Genomic DNA, 15,367 nt, shown 5'->3' on the forward strand with positions numbered 1-15,367 from the left:
ACCCGTCGCATCATCGTGCCTCCGGTAGGTACTTGCCCCACAGGTCGGCCAGCTTCGCGGTGATCTCCGCGCCGCTCGGTGCCACGGCGTCGCCCGTCTCCCGACGCTGCGCGATGTAGTCGGCCGCCGACGTCAGCAGCAGCCGCTCCCGCTCGGTGGTGCCGAACTGCTCCAGCTCGTCGAGCCTGGCGCGCACGTGGTCCAGCCGCTTCTTCTGCTCCGCGGTAGGGCGGGTGAGCGCCATCAGCCGGTAGTAGCTCTCCCACAGCTCCGCGACCTCCGGGTCGTCGGTGGAGCCCAGCCCGAAGTGCTCCGACGTCAGCAGCTGATCGATCCGCATCCCGGTCACCGGCGGCAGGTCGGTCAGCGCGACGATGTCGCCCTCGCTGTTGCGCCTGACGACGACCACCTCGCCGTCGACGATGCCGCGCAGGCACAGCGGGTCGTGGGTGGTAACGACGAACTGGATGCGTGGCATGAGGTTGCGCAGCGCCGTGACGATGCGCAGCCGCCAGCGCGGATGCAGGTGGGCGCCGATCTCGTCGATAAGGACGATGCCCTCCGCGAGCGCGGGTCGGCCCCAGAGCCGCATCGTGGTGCGGAGGACGTCGGAGGCCATGACGATCATCGACTGGTAGCCGTCGCTCAGCGTCACGATGTCGGAGCGCGACCGACCCTGGCGCAGCGTCACCCTCGTGCGGCTGCGGCTGAGCTCGGAATCGGCGTCGAGGGCGAGCATCTCGTGGATGCCGGTGGCGACGTCGTCGAACGTGTCGTCGTCGAGGGAGAGCAGCCAGTCGGTCGGGTCGGTGAGTGGGGCGACGGGGTCGAAGAGGTTGTCGACCCGCACCACGCGATCGTCGCTCGCGGGCGACGGCGTGCGCGGCAGCAGCCGCGTGGCGCCGTAGCCGAGCAGCAGCGCGGCGACGGGCTCCGGGCCGGTGAAGTCCTTCTCCCCGTGGGCCCACTCCAGCCGGAGCGGCTCCTGCCTCCCGGAGAGGTAGACCTCGACCAGCCCCTTGCGCGCGCCGTCGCGGAGGAACCGGCGCGCGTCGATGCCGAGCTGGCGGCGCTGCTCGCCGCCCATGAGCGTGAGCGCGATCGCGTGCAGCACCGAGCTCTTGCCGCAGCCGTTCTCGCCGAGCAGGACCGTCCAGGGGCCGCGCTCGCTGGTGGAGCGGGCCAGATCGATTTCCAGCTCCCGGATGGGCCGGAAGTTGCGGATGACGACGCGCTCGATCCACTGCGTGGCGTGGTAGTAGTTGGCCTGGCCGAGCTCGATCCCCGCGGTCATCGGAAGTTCGGGGCCCGACGGCCGGGCTGCGGCCTCGGGGACTCTGCCACCCGCCTGCGGGGTGGCGGTGTGGCCGAGTTGTCGCCGGAGGGCCGGGAACTCCTCGGGCGCGGCCACGCCGTCGAGCGCGGCGAGCCGGGACTTGACGAGGAAGTCGCGGTTGAGCGCCAGCACGTCGAGCGTCGCCCGCCCGCGCTCGGTCAGGGCCGTGACGGTGCCGTCGGGAAGGTAGCGGAGGTGCTCGTCCGGGTCGTCGACGGCGGGGTCGAGCAGCAGCGGCTCCTCCGCCGCGAGGTCGTCGCCCTGCGCGGCGCGCTGCCCGCGGACGGGGAACCGGGTGCCGCGAGCCCGGACGCAGTCGGCGCAGGCCGGGTAGAGGTTGGTCCATTCGTAGGTGAGCCACCAGTAGGACTGGAGGTCGACGTCGCCCTCGGACCCGACCGCACCCCACGTCGGCCGGTGGTGGGCGACGACGGCGCCGTCGGGTCCCTGGAACTCGAGCGCGCGCTCGCAGTAGGCGCACGTGCCGTCGGTCATCTCGAGCAGGGCCCGGACAACCTCGGGCGCGTGGAGCACGGCGTCGAGCTCCGGGCCGCGGCTGCGCTTCTGCTGCCAGGCGCGGGCCAGGTCGTCGGTGAGACGCTCGCGGGAGCGCGCGAGGACGTCGGGTTCTGCGGGTCGTGGAAGCCTCATGGGGCACCCCCTTGGGGCGATTATTCCCCTATCTGCGCTGTAATCCAGTGCGATTGGGCAGACTGATGCCACTTTTGTCCCGTCTATGGGACAGAAGTGGCAAGGGTCTCCGCCGATTGAGTACCACGCCAGGAGTAGCCTGGTGGGTGCGGACCGTCGCACGCGGCCCCACATCCTGCGAGGAGGCACGATGAAGCGGAACGCTTGGTGGTGGAGGGCGCTGGCGGCCGTCGTCGCCGTGATCATCGGGGTGGTGCTCGCGGGCTGCAGCGCCAGCAACGAGGCCTCAGACATGCCAGCCGGCGCGCCCGAACCGGCGGTCGGTCGCGACGCCGGGGAATGCCCGAGCAGGGTGGCGATGAGGCGGGCGACGGCGACCGGATGATCATCCGGGCGAAGGTACTGCGGCTGGAGGTCGAGAGCACCCCCGACGCCGTCACCCAAGTCCGCGAAATCGCCCGCGAGTATGACGGGTCCGTCACCGACATGCAGGTGGCCACCGACTCCGAAGAGTGGCTCTACCGGTACGAGAAGGACGGAACCATCGTCGGCGACGGCGCGGCCCTCCGGGGTTGGGTGACGGTCCGCGTGCCGAGCGAGACCTACGAGGAGTTCGTCGACGACGTGGCCGGGGTTGGAGTGGTGAAGTTCCAGTCCGAGGCCACGAGCGACGTCACGCAGGAGCACGTCGACCTTTCCGCCCGGCTGGAGAACCTCCGCGCCCAGGAGGCGCGGCTTCGCGAGTTCTTCGACGAGGCCAGGACTGTCAAGGACATGCTCGCCATCGAGACCGAGCTCTCCCGCGTCCGCGGGGAGATCGAGTCGATGGACGCCCAGGTGACCTACCTCGAGCGGCAGGCCGCGATGGCGACGGTGACGATCGAGCTCACCGAACCCCGCGCCGTCGTGCGCCCCGGGGGAGAGTCGTGGGGTTTCGTTGACGCGATCACCAACGGCATCCGCGGCGCCGCCGGCCTGCTCACCGGCACGATCACCGTCCTCATCGCCACCGCGCCGGTGTGGCTGACCGCGCTGGTGCTGTTCTTCCCCATCCGCGCGTTCCTTCGCCGCCGCGCCGAACGAGGCGCGGCCGGGTCGGGGGACAGCGTGGATCCAGGGTCGGTGCCACCCGCTGCCTGACATCGCTGCCCCGGAAGTTCGGGGCGCCGTGCGAGAATGCCGCATGCGAGTGGGTCGACGTGGTGTCCTGGGGCTGGGCGTGCTCGGCATGGCGGGGTGCGCCCCGGTCTCAGTCCCGCCGACGACGCCGAGCCAGTCCACTGCGAGCCCAGCGACGACCCCACCCAGCCAGGCCGCTCCGAGCACGCCCGCCCCCAGCACTGTGGCGCCCAGCGCAGTGACGTCCAACCAGAACACTCCGAGCGCTTCGCCCGATCCCACCGCTGCCGTGCCCAGCCGCGAGGACCTCGTCGCCCGCTATGGAGAGCGCACGGCGCGACAGTGGGGCATCGAGGTCGACGGCGTGGTGCTGCGCAGCGAGGCAGACGCCGCCGTCGTCACACTCGACGCGTGCGGTGGGCCGAACGGTTCAGGCTACGACGAGGCGTTGATCGAGGTGCTTCGCAGCTTGAGCGTCCCTGCGACGCTGTTCCTCAACCTGCGATGGATCGATGCGAATCCAAGCGTCGCGGCTGAACTGGCAGCGGACCCGCTCTTCGAGCTCGCCAACCATGGCACGGCGCACCGGCCGCTGTCGGTGAGCGGCGCGGAGGCTTACGGGATCTCCGGCACAGCGTCCGTAGGCGAGGTCGTCGACGAGGTGATGGGAGGCTGGGAGCGCCTGGCGGAACTCACCGGATCACCCCCTCTATGGTTCCGCTCCGGCACCGCGCACGTGGACGACGTGGCCGTCGAGATCGTGCAGCAACTCGGCCAGCGCGTGGTCAACTTCGACGTCAACGCCGACGCCGGCGCCACCTTCTCGGCCAGCCAGGTCAGGCGGGCGATGGGTGAGGCCGGCCCTGGCTCGATCTGCATCGGCCACTTCAACCGTCCCGGTTCGGGCACGGCCGGCGGGATGGCGTCGGCTCTGCCCAGGCTCCTCGACGGCGGGCTCGCCTTCGCCCGCCTGCGCGACGTGCTGCCCTGAGGTCTATTCGACGATAGGGACGGCGATCAGGAAGAACGCCAGTAGCGACAGCAGGTCCTGGATGACCGTGGCCAGCGGTCCGCTGCCGAACGCGGGGTCCCGCCCGGCTTTAGCCATGGCCCACGGCAGTCGTCGACGACGGCGAGGCTCGACTCGCCGTGCCGAACGGCCTTCCACGCCGCCTGTTCTTCGTTGAAGCCCCGATGGATCACAGGTGGGTCGCTGTCCATCACGTCGGCGGCGGTGAGGCTGGGTGTCGCGGCTAGGGCTGTGCCGATGGGGATGAGGCCCACCAGGCGCGGAATTCCGTTGTCGGTGAGGACCGCCACCTCATCAACTGAGGCGAACGTTCGCCCGGTGAGCGTGGCGCGGATCTGCTCGATGGTCGCGTCCGGCCGACAGGTGGGTACGTCGTCGTCGATGTACTGCTCGATGGAGCCGGGCAACAGTTCGGTGTCGCGGGAGGAGTAGGCGTCGTTGCTGGTCATGATGGCCTCCGCTTCCACGATAGACCTCGATCCTGGCCGCCAGATGCCTCCCTGAGTCGCGGCGTGAGGGACGAGCGGCCGTGTATCGAAGCTCGTTCCCCACGTTCGCCCTGAAGAAATGAGGTGCCAGGCCCCATAGAGACACGTCGGCACGTTTTCTCAGGGCGAAGGAAAGACGGCTCGATGTTCGCCCCCGTCAGGGCGGCGCAGAGGCGGAGGAGGAGCGGACGACGAGGCGGCTGGGGATGGTCACCGACGTCGGCGGGGCGGCGGGGTCCGACAGGCGGCGGAGGATCGCCTCGCCGCAGGCCAGGCCGACGTCGACGCCGCGGTTGTCGACCGTCGTGAGGTCGAGGAAGCGGCTGCGGGCGAATTGCGAGTTGTCGTAGCCGATCAACGCGGCATCGGCGGGGACCTCGCGACCCACCTCCCGCAGCGCCGCCCGCACGCCCAGCGCCATGGCGTCGTTGGCCGCGAAGACCGCGCTCACGTCCGGGTGGCTGCGCAGCAGCTCGACGGCGCCGTCGTAGCCGCCGTCCTCGTTGGTCGGGTTCCCCTCTCCCGCGATGCGCGGCGCCTCTCCGATCGACGCCATGAACTTCGCGTAGGCCTCGCGCCGCTCGGCCGCCGCACCGCCCAGGCCTGTGACGTGTCCGATGCGGATGTGCCCCAGCGAGCGGAGGTGCTGCATCAGCAACCGCACGCCCAGAGCCTGGTCGCTCGACACGTGGTCCGCCCCGTCGACGTCGTGCAGACGCGTCCCTTCCAGGACCGTCGGCACGCCAAGGTCGGGGAGGTCCCGGCCCGGTTCCGCTGCGATGACCAGCGCGTCGACCTGACTGTCGAGGAATCCCTCGACGGCGCTGGAATCGTCGGCCTGCTGCTCGCGGATGGCGACATGGAAACCGTGGGGGCCGAGGGCGCTGCGCAGACCGCGCAGGACATCGACGAACGAGGGGTTCTGGAAGTCGTCGATGATCAGTCCGACGGTCTTGGTCCGCCGACTGGCGAGGTTCGCGGCGGCCCGGCTCTTTCTGTACCCGAGCTTGTCGATCGCCGCCATGACTGCGGCATGTTTGGCGGGTGCCACGAGGGGGGAGTCGTTGAGGACCAGCGAGACCAGCGACTTGGAGACCCCCGCCTCCCTCGCCACGTCGTAGATCGTCGGCCGTGCTGAATTCGCTGCAGGTGTCACGCTACTCCCGTTTGACAGAACATTCTGACCGGCCTAGAGTTCGTATCACTTGGACCGCTCCAAGTAGCTTACATCGAGGAGGATGGATGAGCATCGGCATCGCCGTCATCGGGGCCGGAATGGCGGGGAAGGCCCACGCAGCCGCCTATCGGGTGGCCCCGACCCTCTACCAGCCGACGTTGCCCGAGCTGCGCTTCGTGTCCGTCGGCGACGTCAATGCGCCGCTCGCCGAGGCGACGGCGAACAGGTACGGGTTCGATCGTCACGACACCGATTGGCGCGCGATCGCCGAGGATCCCGACATCCACGTGGTCAGCGTCGTGATCGCCAACAGCCTCCATCTGGAAGTGGTGAAGGGTCTGCTCGACGCCGGCAAGCACGTGCTGTGCGAGAAGCCGCTGGCGGACACCCTCGAGTCGGCCCGCGAGATGGCCCGCCTGGCCCGCGAGGCGTCGTCGATCACCCGGGTCGGGCTCACCTACCGCCGCCAGCCGGGCATTGCCGCGATCAAGAACTGGATCGACGACGGCACGCTCGGCCGGGTGCTGCACTACTCCGGGCGTTACTGGTGCGACTACGGCTGCAACCCCAACGGCCCCATCAGTTGGCGGTACAAGGGCCCGATGGGCTCCGGCGCACTGGCCGACGTGGGCAGCCACCTCACCTATCTCTCCGAGTTCGTGGTGGGCCAGAACATCCAGACCGTCTCGGGAGGTGCCTTCATGACCGCCATCACGGAGCGTCCCGTGCCGCTCGGCGCCGTCGTCGGGCATGGGATGACGGAGATCTCCGACGAGAGGGAGCCCGTCGAGAACGACGATTACGCCACCTACACCGCGCTGTTCGGCGACGTCCGCGGCAGCTTCGAGGTGTCCCGCGTGGCCGCCGGCTACCCCAACGGCCTGAACATCGAGGTGTTCTGCGAGAACGGTGCCGCGAGCTTCCACCAGGACACGCCCTCGCAGGTGCGCCTCTACCTCCACGGCGACGACCCCGGCACGAACGGTTACCGAACCGTCAACCTCGGCTCGGACCACCCGTACGTCGCCGGTGGCATGGCCATGGACGTCTCGGGGGTGGGCTTCGGGCAGAACGAGGGGTTCGCCTATCAGGCCCGCGCCTTTCTCGAAGAGGTCGCAGGAATCCCTGAGGCGGAGTCGCTGCCTCGCAACGCCTCGTTCGACGACGGCGTCCACAACATGGAAATCCTCGCCGCCGTCGCTGAGTCGGCCGCGAACAACGGAAAGACGGTGCACCTATGAAACTCGGTGTCTACAACGCAGTTCTGCACGATCGCCCCCTCGAGGATGCCCTGGCGGTGATCGCGGATCTCGGTCTGACTGGGATCGAAATCAACTCCGGCGGCTTCCTGCCGCCCACCCACATCCCGGAGATCGACGAGATCGTCGCCAGCCCGGCGGCCGCGAAGAAGTACCTGGCCAGGTTCGACGGCACCGGCGTCGAGATCGCCGGCCTCAACTGCAACGGCAATCCGCTCCACCCCAACCGCAGCATCGGCGACAAGCACGCCGACGACATCCGCCGGTCCATCCGCGCGGCCGCCGCCCTGGGGCAGGACCGTGTGGTGACCATGTCGGGGCTTCCCGGCGGCGAGCCAGGGGTGAGGCACCCCAACTGGATCGTCAACGCCTGGAACTCCGCCGCGCTTGACGTCCTTGACTACCAGTGGGAGGTCGCGGCCGCCTTCTGGAGCGAGATGGACCAGTTCGCCAAGGACCACGGGGTGAAGGTGGCCCTCGAGCTCCATCCCCAGAACCTTGTCTTCAACGCGCGTGACGTCCGCAAGCTCATCGAGCTGACCGGCGCCACCCACCTCGGCGTCGAGATGGACGCCTCCCACCTGTTCTGGCAGCAGGCCGACCCGATCGCTGTGGTGCGGGAGCTCGGCCCGCTCATCCTGCACGCCGCGGCCAAGGACGTCCGGATCAACCCGGAGCACGCGAGGCTCAACGGTGTCCTCGACAACGGCTTCCGCCGGCTGGCCCCCGACGAGGACCGCGTCAATCTCGGCGGTGACGAGTGGGCCAACGAGTGGCCGAAGGACTCCTCTTGGGACTTCGTCGCGCTCGGCAAGGGCCACGACACCGCCTACTGGACCGAGTTCATCCGCGCGCTGCACGAGGTGGACCCGGACATGTGCCTCAACATCGAGCACGAGGACACCGAGCTCGGCCGGATCGAGGGCCTCGAGGTGGCCGCCACCGTGCTCACCGACGCCTGGGCCGCCTTCGCGGGGAAGTGACGCGAAGACCTGGCTCAGCCAACCCGGCGGGGCCAGGTCAGTGGTCGGCCATCGCCGCAGCCTTGCGCGCGGCGTCGGCGTCGGGCGTGGTCCCGTTGAGGAAGGCGTTCAGCACGACGGCTGAGAAGGTGGCCAGCAGGATGCCCGACTCGATGAGCGGGTGGATCTCGGCGGGCATCCACTGGCTGAAGTCCGGCGCCACCAGCGGGATCATGCCGATCCCCAGGGAGATCGCGACGACGAGCAGGCTGTTGCGGTTGCCCGCGAAGTCCACGTTCGACAGGATGCGGATGCCGGTGGCGGCCACCATGCCGAACATGGCGATGCCCGCGCCACCGAGCACCGACGTCGGCAGCGCCTCGACGAGGGCGCCCATCTTCGGCACGAGCCCCAGCACGATGAGGATGCCGCCCCCCGCCACGCACACGAACCTGCTGCGGACGCCGGTGACGCCGACGAGCCCGACGTTCTGGCTGAACGACGTGTAGGGGAACGTGTTGAAGATGCCGCCGATGAGCGTGCCGAGACCGTCGGTGCGCAGTCCTGCTGAGAGCATCGGCCGGGTCACCTTCCGCCCGGTGAGGTCGCCCAGCGCGAGGAACATGCCGGTGGACTCGATGAGCACCACCACCATGACCAGCGACATCGTGACCACCATGACGGGGTCGAACAGAGGCAGCCCGAAGTGGAAGGGCGTCACGAACGCGAACCAGTCCGCCTCGACGACGCTGTCGAACGTCACCTTGCCCGCGAAGGCCGCGATGATGCTGCCGACGACGATCCCGAGGAGGACGGAGATGTTGGCCACGAAGCCCTTGCCGAAGCGGGCGACCAGCACGATGGCCACGAGCACAGCCGCGGAGATGGCCAGGTCTCCCAGCGTGGCGTAGAGGGGGTTGGGGAGGCTGGGCGCGGGGCTGAGCCCAGGCGGAATGGGCGGCACGGTGCCGCCGGGCGCCGAGGCGAGGTCGTCGACGGTGGTCAGCCACTCCGAGTGGGAGGGGTCGACGACGGTGGGCGCGGTGGGCCCGACGGGGTTGCCGAAGATCCAGTTGATCCCGATCCGCATGAGCGAAACGCCGATGACGAGGATGATCGTCCCGGTCACCACGGGCGGGAAGAACCGCAGCAGCCGGCTGACCAGCGGCGCGATGAGCATCGCGACGACGCCGGCGGCCATCACCGACCCGAACAGTTGCCGCGCCCCCTCCGAGCCCGGGTTCGCCATCGCGATGGCCACCATGGGCCCCACGGCGGCGAACGTCACGCCCATCATCACCGGCAGCCGGATGCCGAACCACTGGGTGGCACCGAACGCCTGCAGGATGGTGACGATGCCGCACGCGAACAGGTCGGCCGAGATGAGGAACGCGACGTCGTTGGGGGACAGCTGCAGGGCGCGGCCGACGATGAGCGGCACGGCGATCGCGCCGGCGTACATCACCAGGACGTGCTGCAGCCCCAGGGCGAGGAGCTTCGGGGCGGCCGGCACCTCGTCGACGGGGTGGACGGCGGTGGTGGCGGTCATGGTGTGCCTCCTTGGTCGGGTGCCGGCGCGTCCGCGGCGAGCACGGCGTGGGCCCGGTGGGCGCCGGGGGAGGAGGTGAGGTCGTGGGACAGCGCCGCGAGCCGCGCGGCCGGGTCCGGGTGGAGGGACAGCAGCCGCGCCGCGGCTCCGCGCAGCTCGTCCGGGGCGGCAGCGTTGGGATCGAGCACCTCGCCGAACCCCGCGTCCTCGAGGGCAGCGGCGCCGGCGAACTGGTCCGTCGACAGCGGCAACAGCAGCAGCGGCACCCCCGCGGTGAGGGCCTCGGTGACGCTGTTGTTGCCGCCGTGCGAGACGGCGAGCGCGGAGCGAGCAAGCAGGGTGACCTGCGGCAGCACCTCGCGGACCAGCCACGACGCGGGGATCGGGCCCAGCGCCTCTCGGGGCGTCGACCCGCTGGCCAGCGCGACCCGGACGTCGAGTCCGCGCAGCGCCTCCGCGATGCGGGCCAGCACGTCGGAGCGCACCGAGAGGAAGCTGCCGAGGCTGACGTAGACGATCGGTTCGTCGCCGGCGGCCAGCCACGCGTCCACCTCGGCGTCGGGCTCCTCCGTGCGGACGGCCGAGCCGAGGAACGCGTGCGGCCCCAGCAGGGCGGTGCGGGCCGGGGGGTGCAGCTCACCGGGGTAGTTGAGCAGCAGCACGTCGCCGGTCTCGGCGAACGCGTCGTCGCTGGCGGGCGCGCCGGGGTTGAGGGTGGCGAGGGCCCCGTTCCACTGGGCGGTGAACTGGTCGCGCACACGCTCGCACAGCCGTCGGAGCTCCGCCAGGGCGGTCGGGTCGGGGTGGATGGCCGACGGCCAGGCGGGCGGGTAGCCGTACACCTCGTCGCCGACGGTGAGCGCCGTCGGGTGGCCGAGCACGACGTCGCCGTGCCGGACCCCGGCGCTGCTGAGCGCCAGCCGCGCGCTGAACGCCAGGTGGTCGACGATCACCTGGTCCGGGCGCACCCGGTCCACCACGCGCTGTACCTCGCGGGCCACGTTGAGCGGATCCCACAGCAGGTCGTCGCCGCGGGCAGCGGCCTGGAACGCGAGGGTCTCGACGGCGCCGCGTCGGGTGGCGTCGAAGAAGCCGCGCAGGGCGTCGTCCTCGCCCCGGGGGCTGGTCCTCGGCGCGGATCACGCCCGGGTTGGAGCCTCGGCCGAGCTGCAGGTGTTCGCGCTCGAACCCGAACCGGCGCACGATGGCGTCGGTGGCGGGTCCGGTGGCCACCACCACGCGCTCGCCGGCGTCCTGCCACGCCGTCGCCAAGGTGGCGAGCGGGAACAGGTGAGACGCGTAGTCAGGGCTGATGACGAGCAGAGTCATGGGAGACCTCCTGGTAGATGGCCGCGAGCGCCGACGCCATCGTCTGGATGCTGAACCGTTCGGTGACCAGGGCACGGGCCTGATCGGCGCGGTCGGCGGCGTCGGGCGCGGACGCCATGGTGAGGGCGGAGGACAGCGCGGCGCCCAGGGCCTCCCTGGAGCCGGTCTCGGTGAGCACCCCCGTCACGCCGTGCTCCACGTAGGTTGCCGGGCCGCCCTCCCGCGGGGCGACGACGACGAGGCCGGAGGCCATCGCCTCCAGGATCGCGATGCCGAACTCCTCCTTGAGGCTCGCCGACACGTAGATCCCCGCCGGGGCGGCCAGTCCGGGGCGACCGAGGCGGACCGCCGCCAGCCACACCGCGACGACGCCATTGGGTCGGTGCCCGGCCAGCAGCAGCCCGCGCGCCGGTCCGTCGGGGCGGGGGACGGCGGCGTCGATCTGAGCCAGCTGATCGGCCTCGTCGTCGGAGGGGCGGTGCAGGTCGCCGCCCACCACGAGGAGGTTGCAGCGGTCGGCGAGCTCGGGGTCCGAGGACCAGGCCTCCACCAGCGTGGCCATGCCCTTGACGCGGTGGAGGCGGCCGACGGTGATGGCCAGCGGGAGGTCGCGCCGCTCGGGCGGGAGCTGCGCGAGCAGGGCGTCGAGGTCCGCCAGGGCCGAGGCCGTGTCGTTCGGGACAGCCTCGCCGCGCATGGCGCCGGGCACCTCGCGGGCGGCGCGCTCGAGCGGGGCCAGATCGATGCCCTCGGGCACTACGCTCACCCGGTGCGCGTCGTCGGGGTCGACGTGGAGCAGCTCGCGGAGGTCGCGGGCCAGGTCGGGGCGGGGGAAGACGACGAGATGGGCGGCCTGCGCGGCGAGGCTGCGCAGGAGCCGGAAGCGGAAGACGAGGTGCTCGGCGTGGTCGGCGGTGCCGAAGTTCTGGCGGGTGAGCGTGCCGGCCGCGTCGCGGGCGGCGATGAGGGCGTGGGGGTCGGGTGCCAGCGTGAGCACGGTCGGGATGCCGAGCTCGCGCGCCACCTCGGCCGCCGCCCAGGACCCGACGTCGGCCATCCGGAGGTGCAGGACGTCGACGCGGCCGGCGGCGCGCAGGATCTCCCGCAGGCCGTCGCGGGCGGCCAGGCGCAGCGGCCAGGCGTCGGAGGCGTGCCGGACGGGTCCGGGCAGCGGCACGGAGGCGTAGTGGTGCCCGGGGTCGGCGAGATCGTCGGGGAGGTGCGTCCGGCCGGGGCGCCCGCGCGAGAGGGTGAGGACGCGTCCGACGGTGCCCTCGGCCAGCAGGGCGTCGCCGAGGTGGACCAGGAGGGTGGCGATGCCGCCGGTGTCGCCCTGGCCCGCGTGGCTGAGAGTGCCGTCGATGTCGGCGTGGAGGTAGAGCTGGGCGACGGTGAGGCCTCCGCGTTGGTGTCGGTGATCCTCGACGGCGGGGCCGGCGCGGTGCGGATCCTGGTCCGCGCCGGGCAGCAGACCCCACGCCTCGAGGGTGGCTTCGGCGAGCGTGCCGGTGAAATTGTCGGCGGCCGCCATGGCGGTCAGGGCAGGCACGGCGTCGGGCAGGTGCGGCGCGCTGCCCAGCGCCCAGGCGGCGTGCTCGCGCAGGTGGGGCTGTGGGGAGTCGAGGAGCGGGAGGACCAGCGTCTCGGCGGTGGCGGCCCCCACCTGGGCGGCGGCGTGCACGGCGGCGATTGCCGTGAGCGCGTCGTCGGATGCCATGGCGTGGGCGAGAGGGTCGGCGGCCGCCGGTCCGTCGGTGCGGGCCGCTTCCTGGAGCGCGTCGAACAGATCCAGCCCGGCGAGGAGGGTGGGTGCCCGCCGGATGGCCTCGAGGGCCTGAAGGGTGCTGCCCCGCGCCGGACTCATGTGCTCACGCTACTGGGTGCGGCGGTCGCGGCGCGGACGTCTCGTCGCGATGCACCGGTGCCTTTGCCCGCGCCTAGCCGACCGACCCCTCTAGGTCCCGGATGACCGCCAGCACCCACCGGTGGCAATCCTGCGTTCCCTGGTCGCACGTACCCGTTCCACGTTGCCCTGAGTAGGTCGCGAGGAACGGGCGGGGCCCATCACGTCTCCCTGAGTAGGTCGCGAGGAACGAGGGGGGCCCACCACGTCTCCCTGAGTGGGTGGCGAGGAACGAGGGGGGCCCATCACGTCTCCCTGAGTGGGTGGCGAGGAACGAGGGGGGCCCATCACGTCTCCCTGAGTGGGTGGCGAGGAACGAGGGGGGCCCATCACGTCTCCCTGAGTAGGTGGCGAGGAACGAGCCACCGTATCGAAGGGCATCCCTCACTGACCGCGCTGACTCCGGACAGCGATCAAGAGGCCAACCCGTGCCTGCCGACTGACCCTTACGGCGGCCTGAACCCTCTGATCTTGCGCTCGGCGCATGCTTTCAGCGTGACCCGCCGCCCAGAGGTCCCATCGAGCGCAATTCCAGAGGGTTCCCGGGTTACCCCCCTTGGCCCTCCGGTCCTGCGGATCGGCCGCGGGGGCACGCCGCGAGGTCTAGCGTCGGTGCATGACGTGGCGCGAGATGATGCTGGACCAGTTGGAGTTCTACTGGAACGTGCACCTGTGGCCGCGGCTCGAGGGACTGACCGACGACGAATACTGGTGGGAGCCGGTCCCGGGCTGCTGGTCGCTTCGCCGCGACGCCGAGGGTGAACTCAAGCACGAGTTCTTTACCGTCGACCCTCCCGTACCCCCGGTCACGACGATCGCCTGGCGCATCGTGCACATTGGGCGCGACGTCCTCGGCACCCGGGCGAGGGCGTTCTTCGGCGACCGGTCGCTGCCCGAGGGCGCGCTGCCCACCGAGGACCTCGCCATGTACGACGCACGCTGGTGGCCCGAACCCCTGCCCGCGACGGCCGATGAAGCGCTGGCGTTCCTCGACAAGACCTACACGATGTGGTGCGACGGCATCCGGTCACTCGACGACGACGCGCTGCTCCGCCCGCTCGGGCCGAGGGGCGATCACCATGCTGACCAGTCCTGGGGCGCGTTGGTGCTGCACATCAACCGCGAGGTGATGGCCCACGGCGCGGAGGTGTCGCTGCTCCGCGACCTTTATCGCGCCCAGCGCGACCAGGAGGATCCGGTGGTTGGGGCCGCGCGGCGTGATGACGCGGCCGAGGTGGCGAGGCTGATGGACGAGGGCGTCGAGGTGCCGCCGTTGCTGCTGTCGGAGGAGTCGGGCCGACGCCATTGGGACGTGGTGCGGGCGCTGGTCGAGCACGGTGCCGTTGACGGCGGCAACCCGAGCGCGCTGCACTACGCCGCGGCGGCCGGGGAGTTGGGCACCGTCAGGCTTCTGCTGGATCACGGCGCGGACCGGGAGATGACCGACGCGCAGTTCGGGATGGCGCCCGCGGTGTGGGCCGAGCACTTCGGCCACGCCGATGTCGCGGCCTACCTCCGTGGGATGCCGGTGCGGTAGATCAGGGGAGCGCCCCGGTTCGCGTGCCCGTGAGCGCCGCGGGCCGCTTCATCGCATCCGCAGGTGCAGACCTGCACGGTGAACTACTGTCGAGTCCACAGAGGGAGGGTCGGCCCAGCGGATGACCGTGGGCGCGATCTCTCAACGGGGGTGGAGAAGATGAGAAGCGCGCGCATCGCGTGCCTGGTGATGGCGTTGGTGTTGGGTGCGGGCGGCTGCACCCTCGACCCATCCCCTGCGGATCAGACCGGCGCGGAGGGCCCGAGCGCCTCGTCGTCCCCGTCAGACGCGGGCGCCTCGGAGCGCGGCGTCGTGTCGCCGTCGGCATCTCCTGCGGCCGCGGAGCCCGTCAGGTCGAGCGAGCCCGCTGAGATTCCGGTGACGTTCTCTGCGGTCATCGACGGCGACACCGTCGAGACAAGCCAGGGCACCGTCCGTCTGATTGGCATTGACACCCCTGAGCGAGGTGAATGCGGCCACGACGAGGCGTCGATGGCGATCGGGCTCGTCGTGTCCGTGGGGGAGGTGGTGACGCTCGAGTTGCCGGATGGGCAGAACGACCGCGACTCGTACGGGCGCCTCCTTCGCTACGTCATCACCGAGAGCGGCGTGGACTTGGGACAGATGCAGATGGAGGCCGGTAACGCGATCGCTCGCTACGACTCGACAGACGGCTACCCGGCGCACCCCCGCCAGGACGATTACCACGCCGCGCAGATCGCCACCGCCGGGGCCGACGGCTCGATCATCACCACCTCCTGCGGAGGGGCGGCGCAGGAGAGTATCGCGCCGCTCGCGGCGCCCGTGCCGACCGGCGAACCGTGGTGGGTCCAGTACTCGTCGTGCACCAAGCTGAAGAAGAACACCGTCGGACATCCGACGGGACCCTTCAGCGTGGACGACCCGGCTGAAGTGGAGATCTACAACTGGTTCCAATTCGGCACCGGTCACCACGGCGACGGTGACAACGACGGCCTCGCCTGCGAGTAACCGGCAAGGGTGGGCTGCGCGAGGCCTCGTCAGCGCC

General features: G+C 70.8%; 14 protein-coding genes. 7 read left to right on the plus strand and 7 right to left on the minus strand.

The annotated features are described in order from the left end of the window. Positions 1–10 precede the first annotated feature (10 nt). Positions 11–1,987 (minus strand): AAA family ATPase, encoded by a 1,977-nt coding sequence (locus tag RPIT_RS00850; RefSeq protein WP_143028234.1) that lies wholly within the window; start codon positions 1,985–1,987, stop codon positions 11–13. 190 nt (positions 1,988–2,177) lie between these two features. Between RPIT_RS00850 and RPIT_RS14800 the strand changes: the two genes are divergently transcribed. Genes RPIT_RS14800 through RPIT_RS00860 form a run of 3 tightly spaced genes read left to right on the plus strand, consistent with a single transcriptional unit; the run spans position 2,178 to position 4,097 of the window. Further along, complete coding sequence (locus RPIT_RS14800) at positions 2,178–2,372, plus strand: hypothetical protein (protein ID WP_157633316.1); 195 nt, start codon at positions 2,178–2,180, stop codon at positions 2,370–2,372. Beyond that, on the plus strand, positions 2,327–3,127 hold the full coding sequence (locus tag RPIT_RS00855; protein ID WP_077339643.1) for a DUF4349 domain-containing protein: 801 nt from the start codon (positions 2,327–2,329) through the stop codon (positions 3,125–3,127). The genes RPIT_RS14800 and RPIT_RS00855 overlap by 46 nt, the downstream gene beginning before the upstream one ends. Before the next feature lie 43 nt (positions 3,128–3,170). Further along, positions 3,171–4,097: a polysaccharide deacetylase family protein gene (locus RPIT_RS00860; RefSeq protein WP_077339645.1), complete on the plus strand. Its 927-nt coding sequence runs from the start codon at positions 3,171–3,173 to the stop codon at positions 4,095–4,097. A 26-nt stretch (positions 4,098–4,123) separates the two neighbouring features. Here RPIT_RS00860 and RPIT_RS00865 read toward each other — a convergent pair whose 3' ends face one another. Beyond that, on the minus strand, positions 4,124–4,585 hold the full coding sequence (locus RPIT_RS00865; RefSeq protein WP_143028235.1) for a CBS domain-containing protein: 462 nt from the start codon (positions 4,583–4,585) through the stop codon (positions 4,124–4,126). A 196-nt stretch (positions 4,586–4,781) separates the two neighbouring features. Next, positions 4,782–5,780 (minus strand): LacI family DNA-binding transcriptional regulator, encoded by a 999-nt coding sequence (locus RPIT_RS00870; RefSeq protein ID WP_077339649.1) that lies wholly within the window; start codon positions 5,778–5,780, stop codon positions 4,782–4,784. Between the two features lie 86 nt (positions 5,781–5,866). Here RPIT_RS00870 and RPIT_RS00875 point away from each other — a divergent pair, with 86 nt between their 5' ends. Next, positions 5,867–7,042, plus strand: a complete 1,176-nt coding sequence (locus RPIT_RS00875) for a Gfo/Idh/MocA family protein (protein ID WP_077339651.1) — start codon at positions 5,867–5,869, stop codon at positions 7,040–7,042. After that, complete coding sequence (locus tag RPIT_RS00880; RefSeq protein ID WP_077339653.1) at positions 7,039–8,043, plus strand: sugar phosphate isomerase/epimerase family protein; 1,005 nt, start codon at positions 7,039–7,041, stop codon at positions 8,041–8,043. Before RPIT_RS00875 ends, RPIT_RS00880 begins: the two co-directional genes overlap by 4 nt. A gap of 37 nt (positions 8,044–8,080) precedes the next feature. Here the strand turns inward: RPIT_RS00880 and RPIT_RS00885 are convergent, their stop codons facing one another. From RPIT_RS00885 to RPIT_RS00895, 3 genes are all read right to left on the minus strand, one after another. Further along, positions 8,081–9,571, minus strand: a complete 1,491-nt coding sequence (locus tag RPIT_RS00885) for a nucleobase:cation symporter-2 family protein (protein WP_077339655.1) — start codon at positions 9,569–9,571, stop codon at positions 8,081–8,083. Next, entirely contained in the window at positions 9,568–10,572 is a 1,005-nt protein-coding gene (locus tag RPIT_RS00890) for a glycosyltransferase (protein WP_218121593.1), read from the minus strand. Before RPIT_RS00890 ends, RPIT_RS00885 begins: the two co-directional genes overlap by 4 nt. Before the next feature lie 302 nt (positions 10,573–10,874). Further along, entirely contained in the window at positions 10,875–12,764 is a 1,890-nt protein-coding gene (locus RPIT_RS00895; RefSeq protein WP_077339657.1) for a glycosyltransferase, read from the minus strand. A 655-nt stretch (positions 12,765–13,419) separates the two neighbouring features. Between RPIT_RS00895 and RPIT_RS15180 the strand changes: the two genes are divergently transcribed. Then, the gene (locus tag RPIT_RS15180) at positions 13,420–14,340 is read left to right on the plus strand and encodes a DinB family protein (RefSeq protein ID WP_077339659.1); all 921 of its coding nucleotides are present in this window, start codon (positions 13,420–13,422) and stop codon (positions 14,338–14,340) included. Between the two features lie 242 nt (positions 14,341–14,582). Here the strand turns inward: RPIT_RS15180 and RPIT_RS15490 are convergent, their stop codons facing one another. Further along, on the minus strand, positions 14,583–14,789 hold the full coding sequence (locus tag RPIT_RS15490) for a hypothetical protein (RefSeq protein WP_226996425.1): 207 nt from the start codon (positions 14,787–14,789) through the stop codon (positions 14,583–14,585). On the opposite strand from RPIT_RS15490, the gene RPIT_RS00905 reads away from it, so the two are divergent. Beyond that, positions 14,719–15,330 (plus strand): thermonuclease family protein, encoded by a 612-nt coding sequence (locus RPIT_RS00905; RefSeq protein WP_077339661.1) that lies wholly within the window; start codon positions 14,719–14,721, stop codon positions 15,328–15,330. The genes RPIT_RS15490 and RPIT_RS00905 overlap by 71 nt on opposite strands. Positions 15,331–15,367: the final 37 nt, after the last annotated feature.

The organism is Tessaracoccus flavus (genome assembly GCF_001997295.1).
GTDB lineage: Bacteria > Actinomycetota > Actinomycetes > Propionibacteriales > Propionibacteriaceae > Arachnia > Arachnia flava.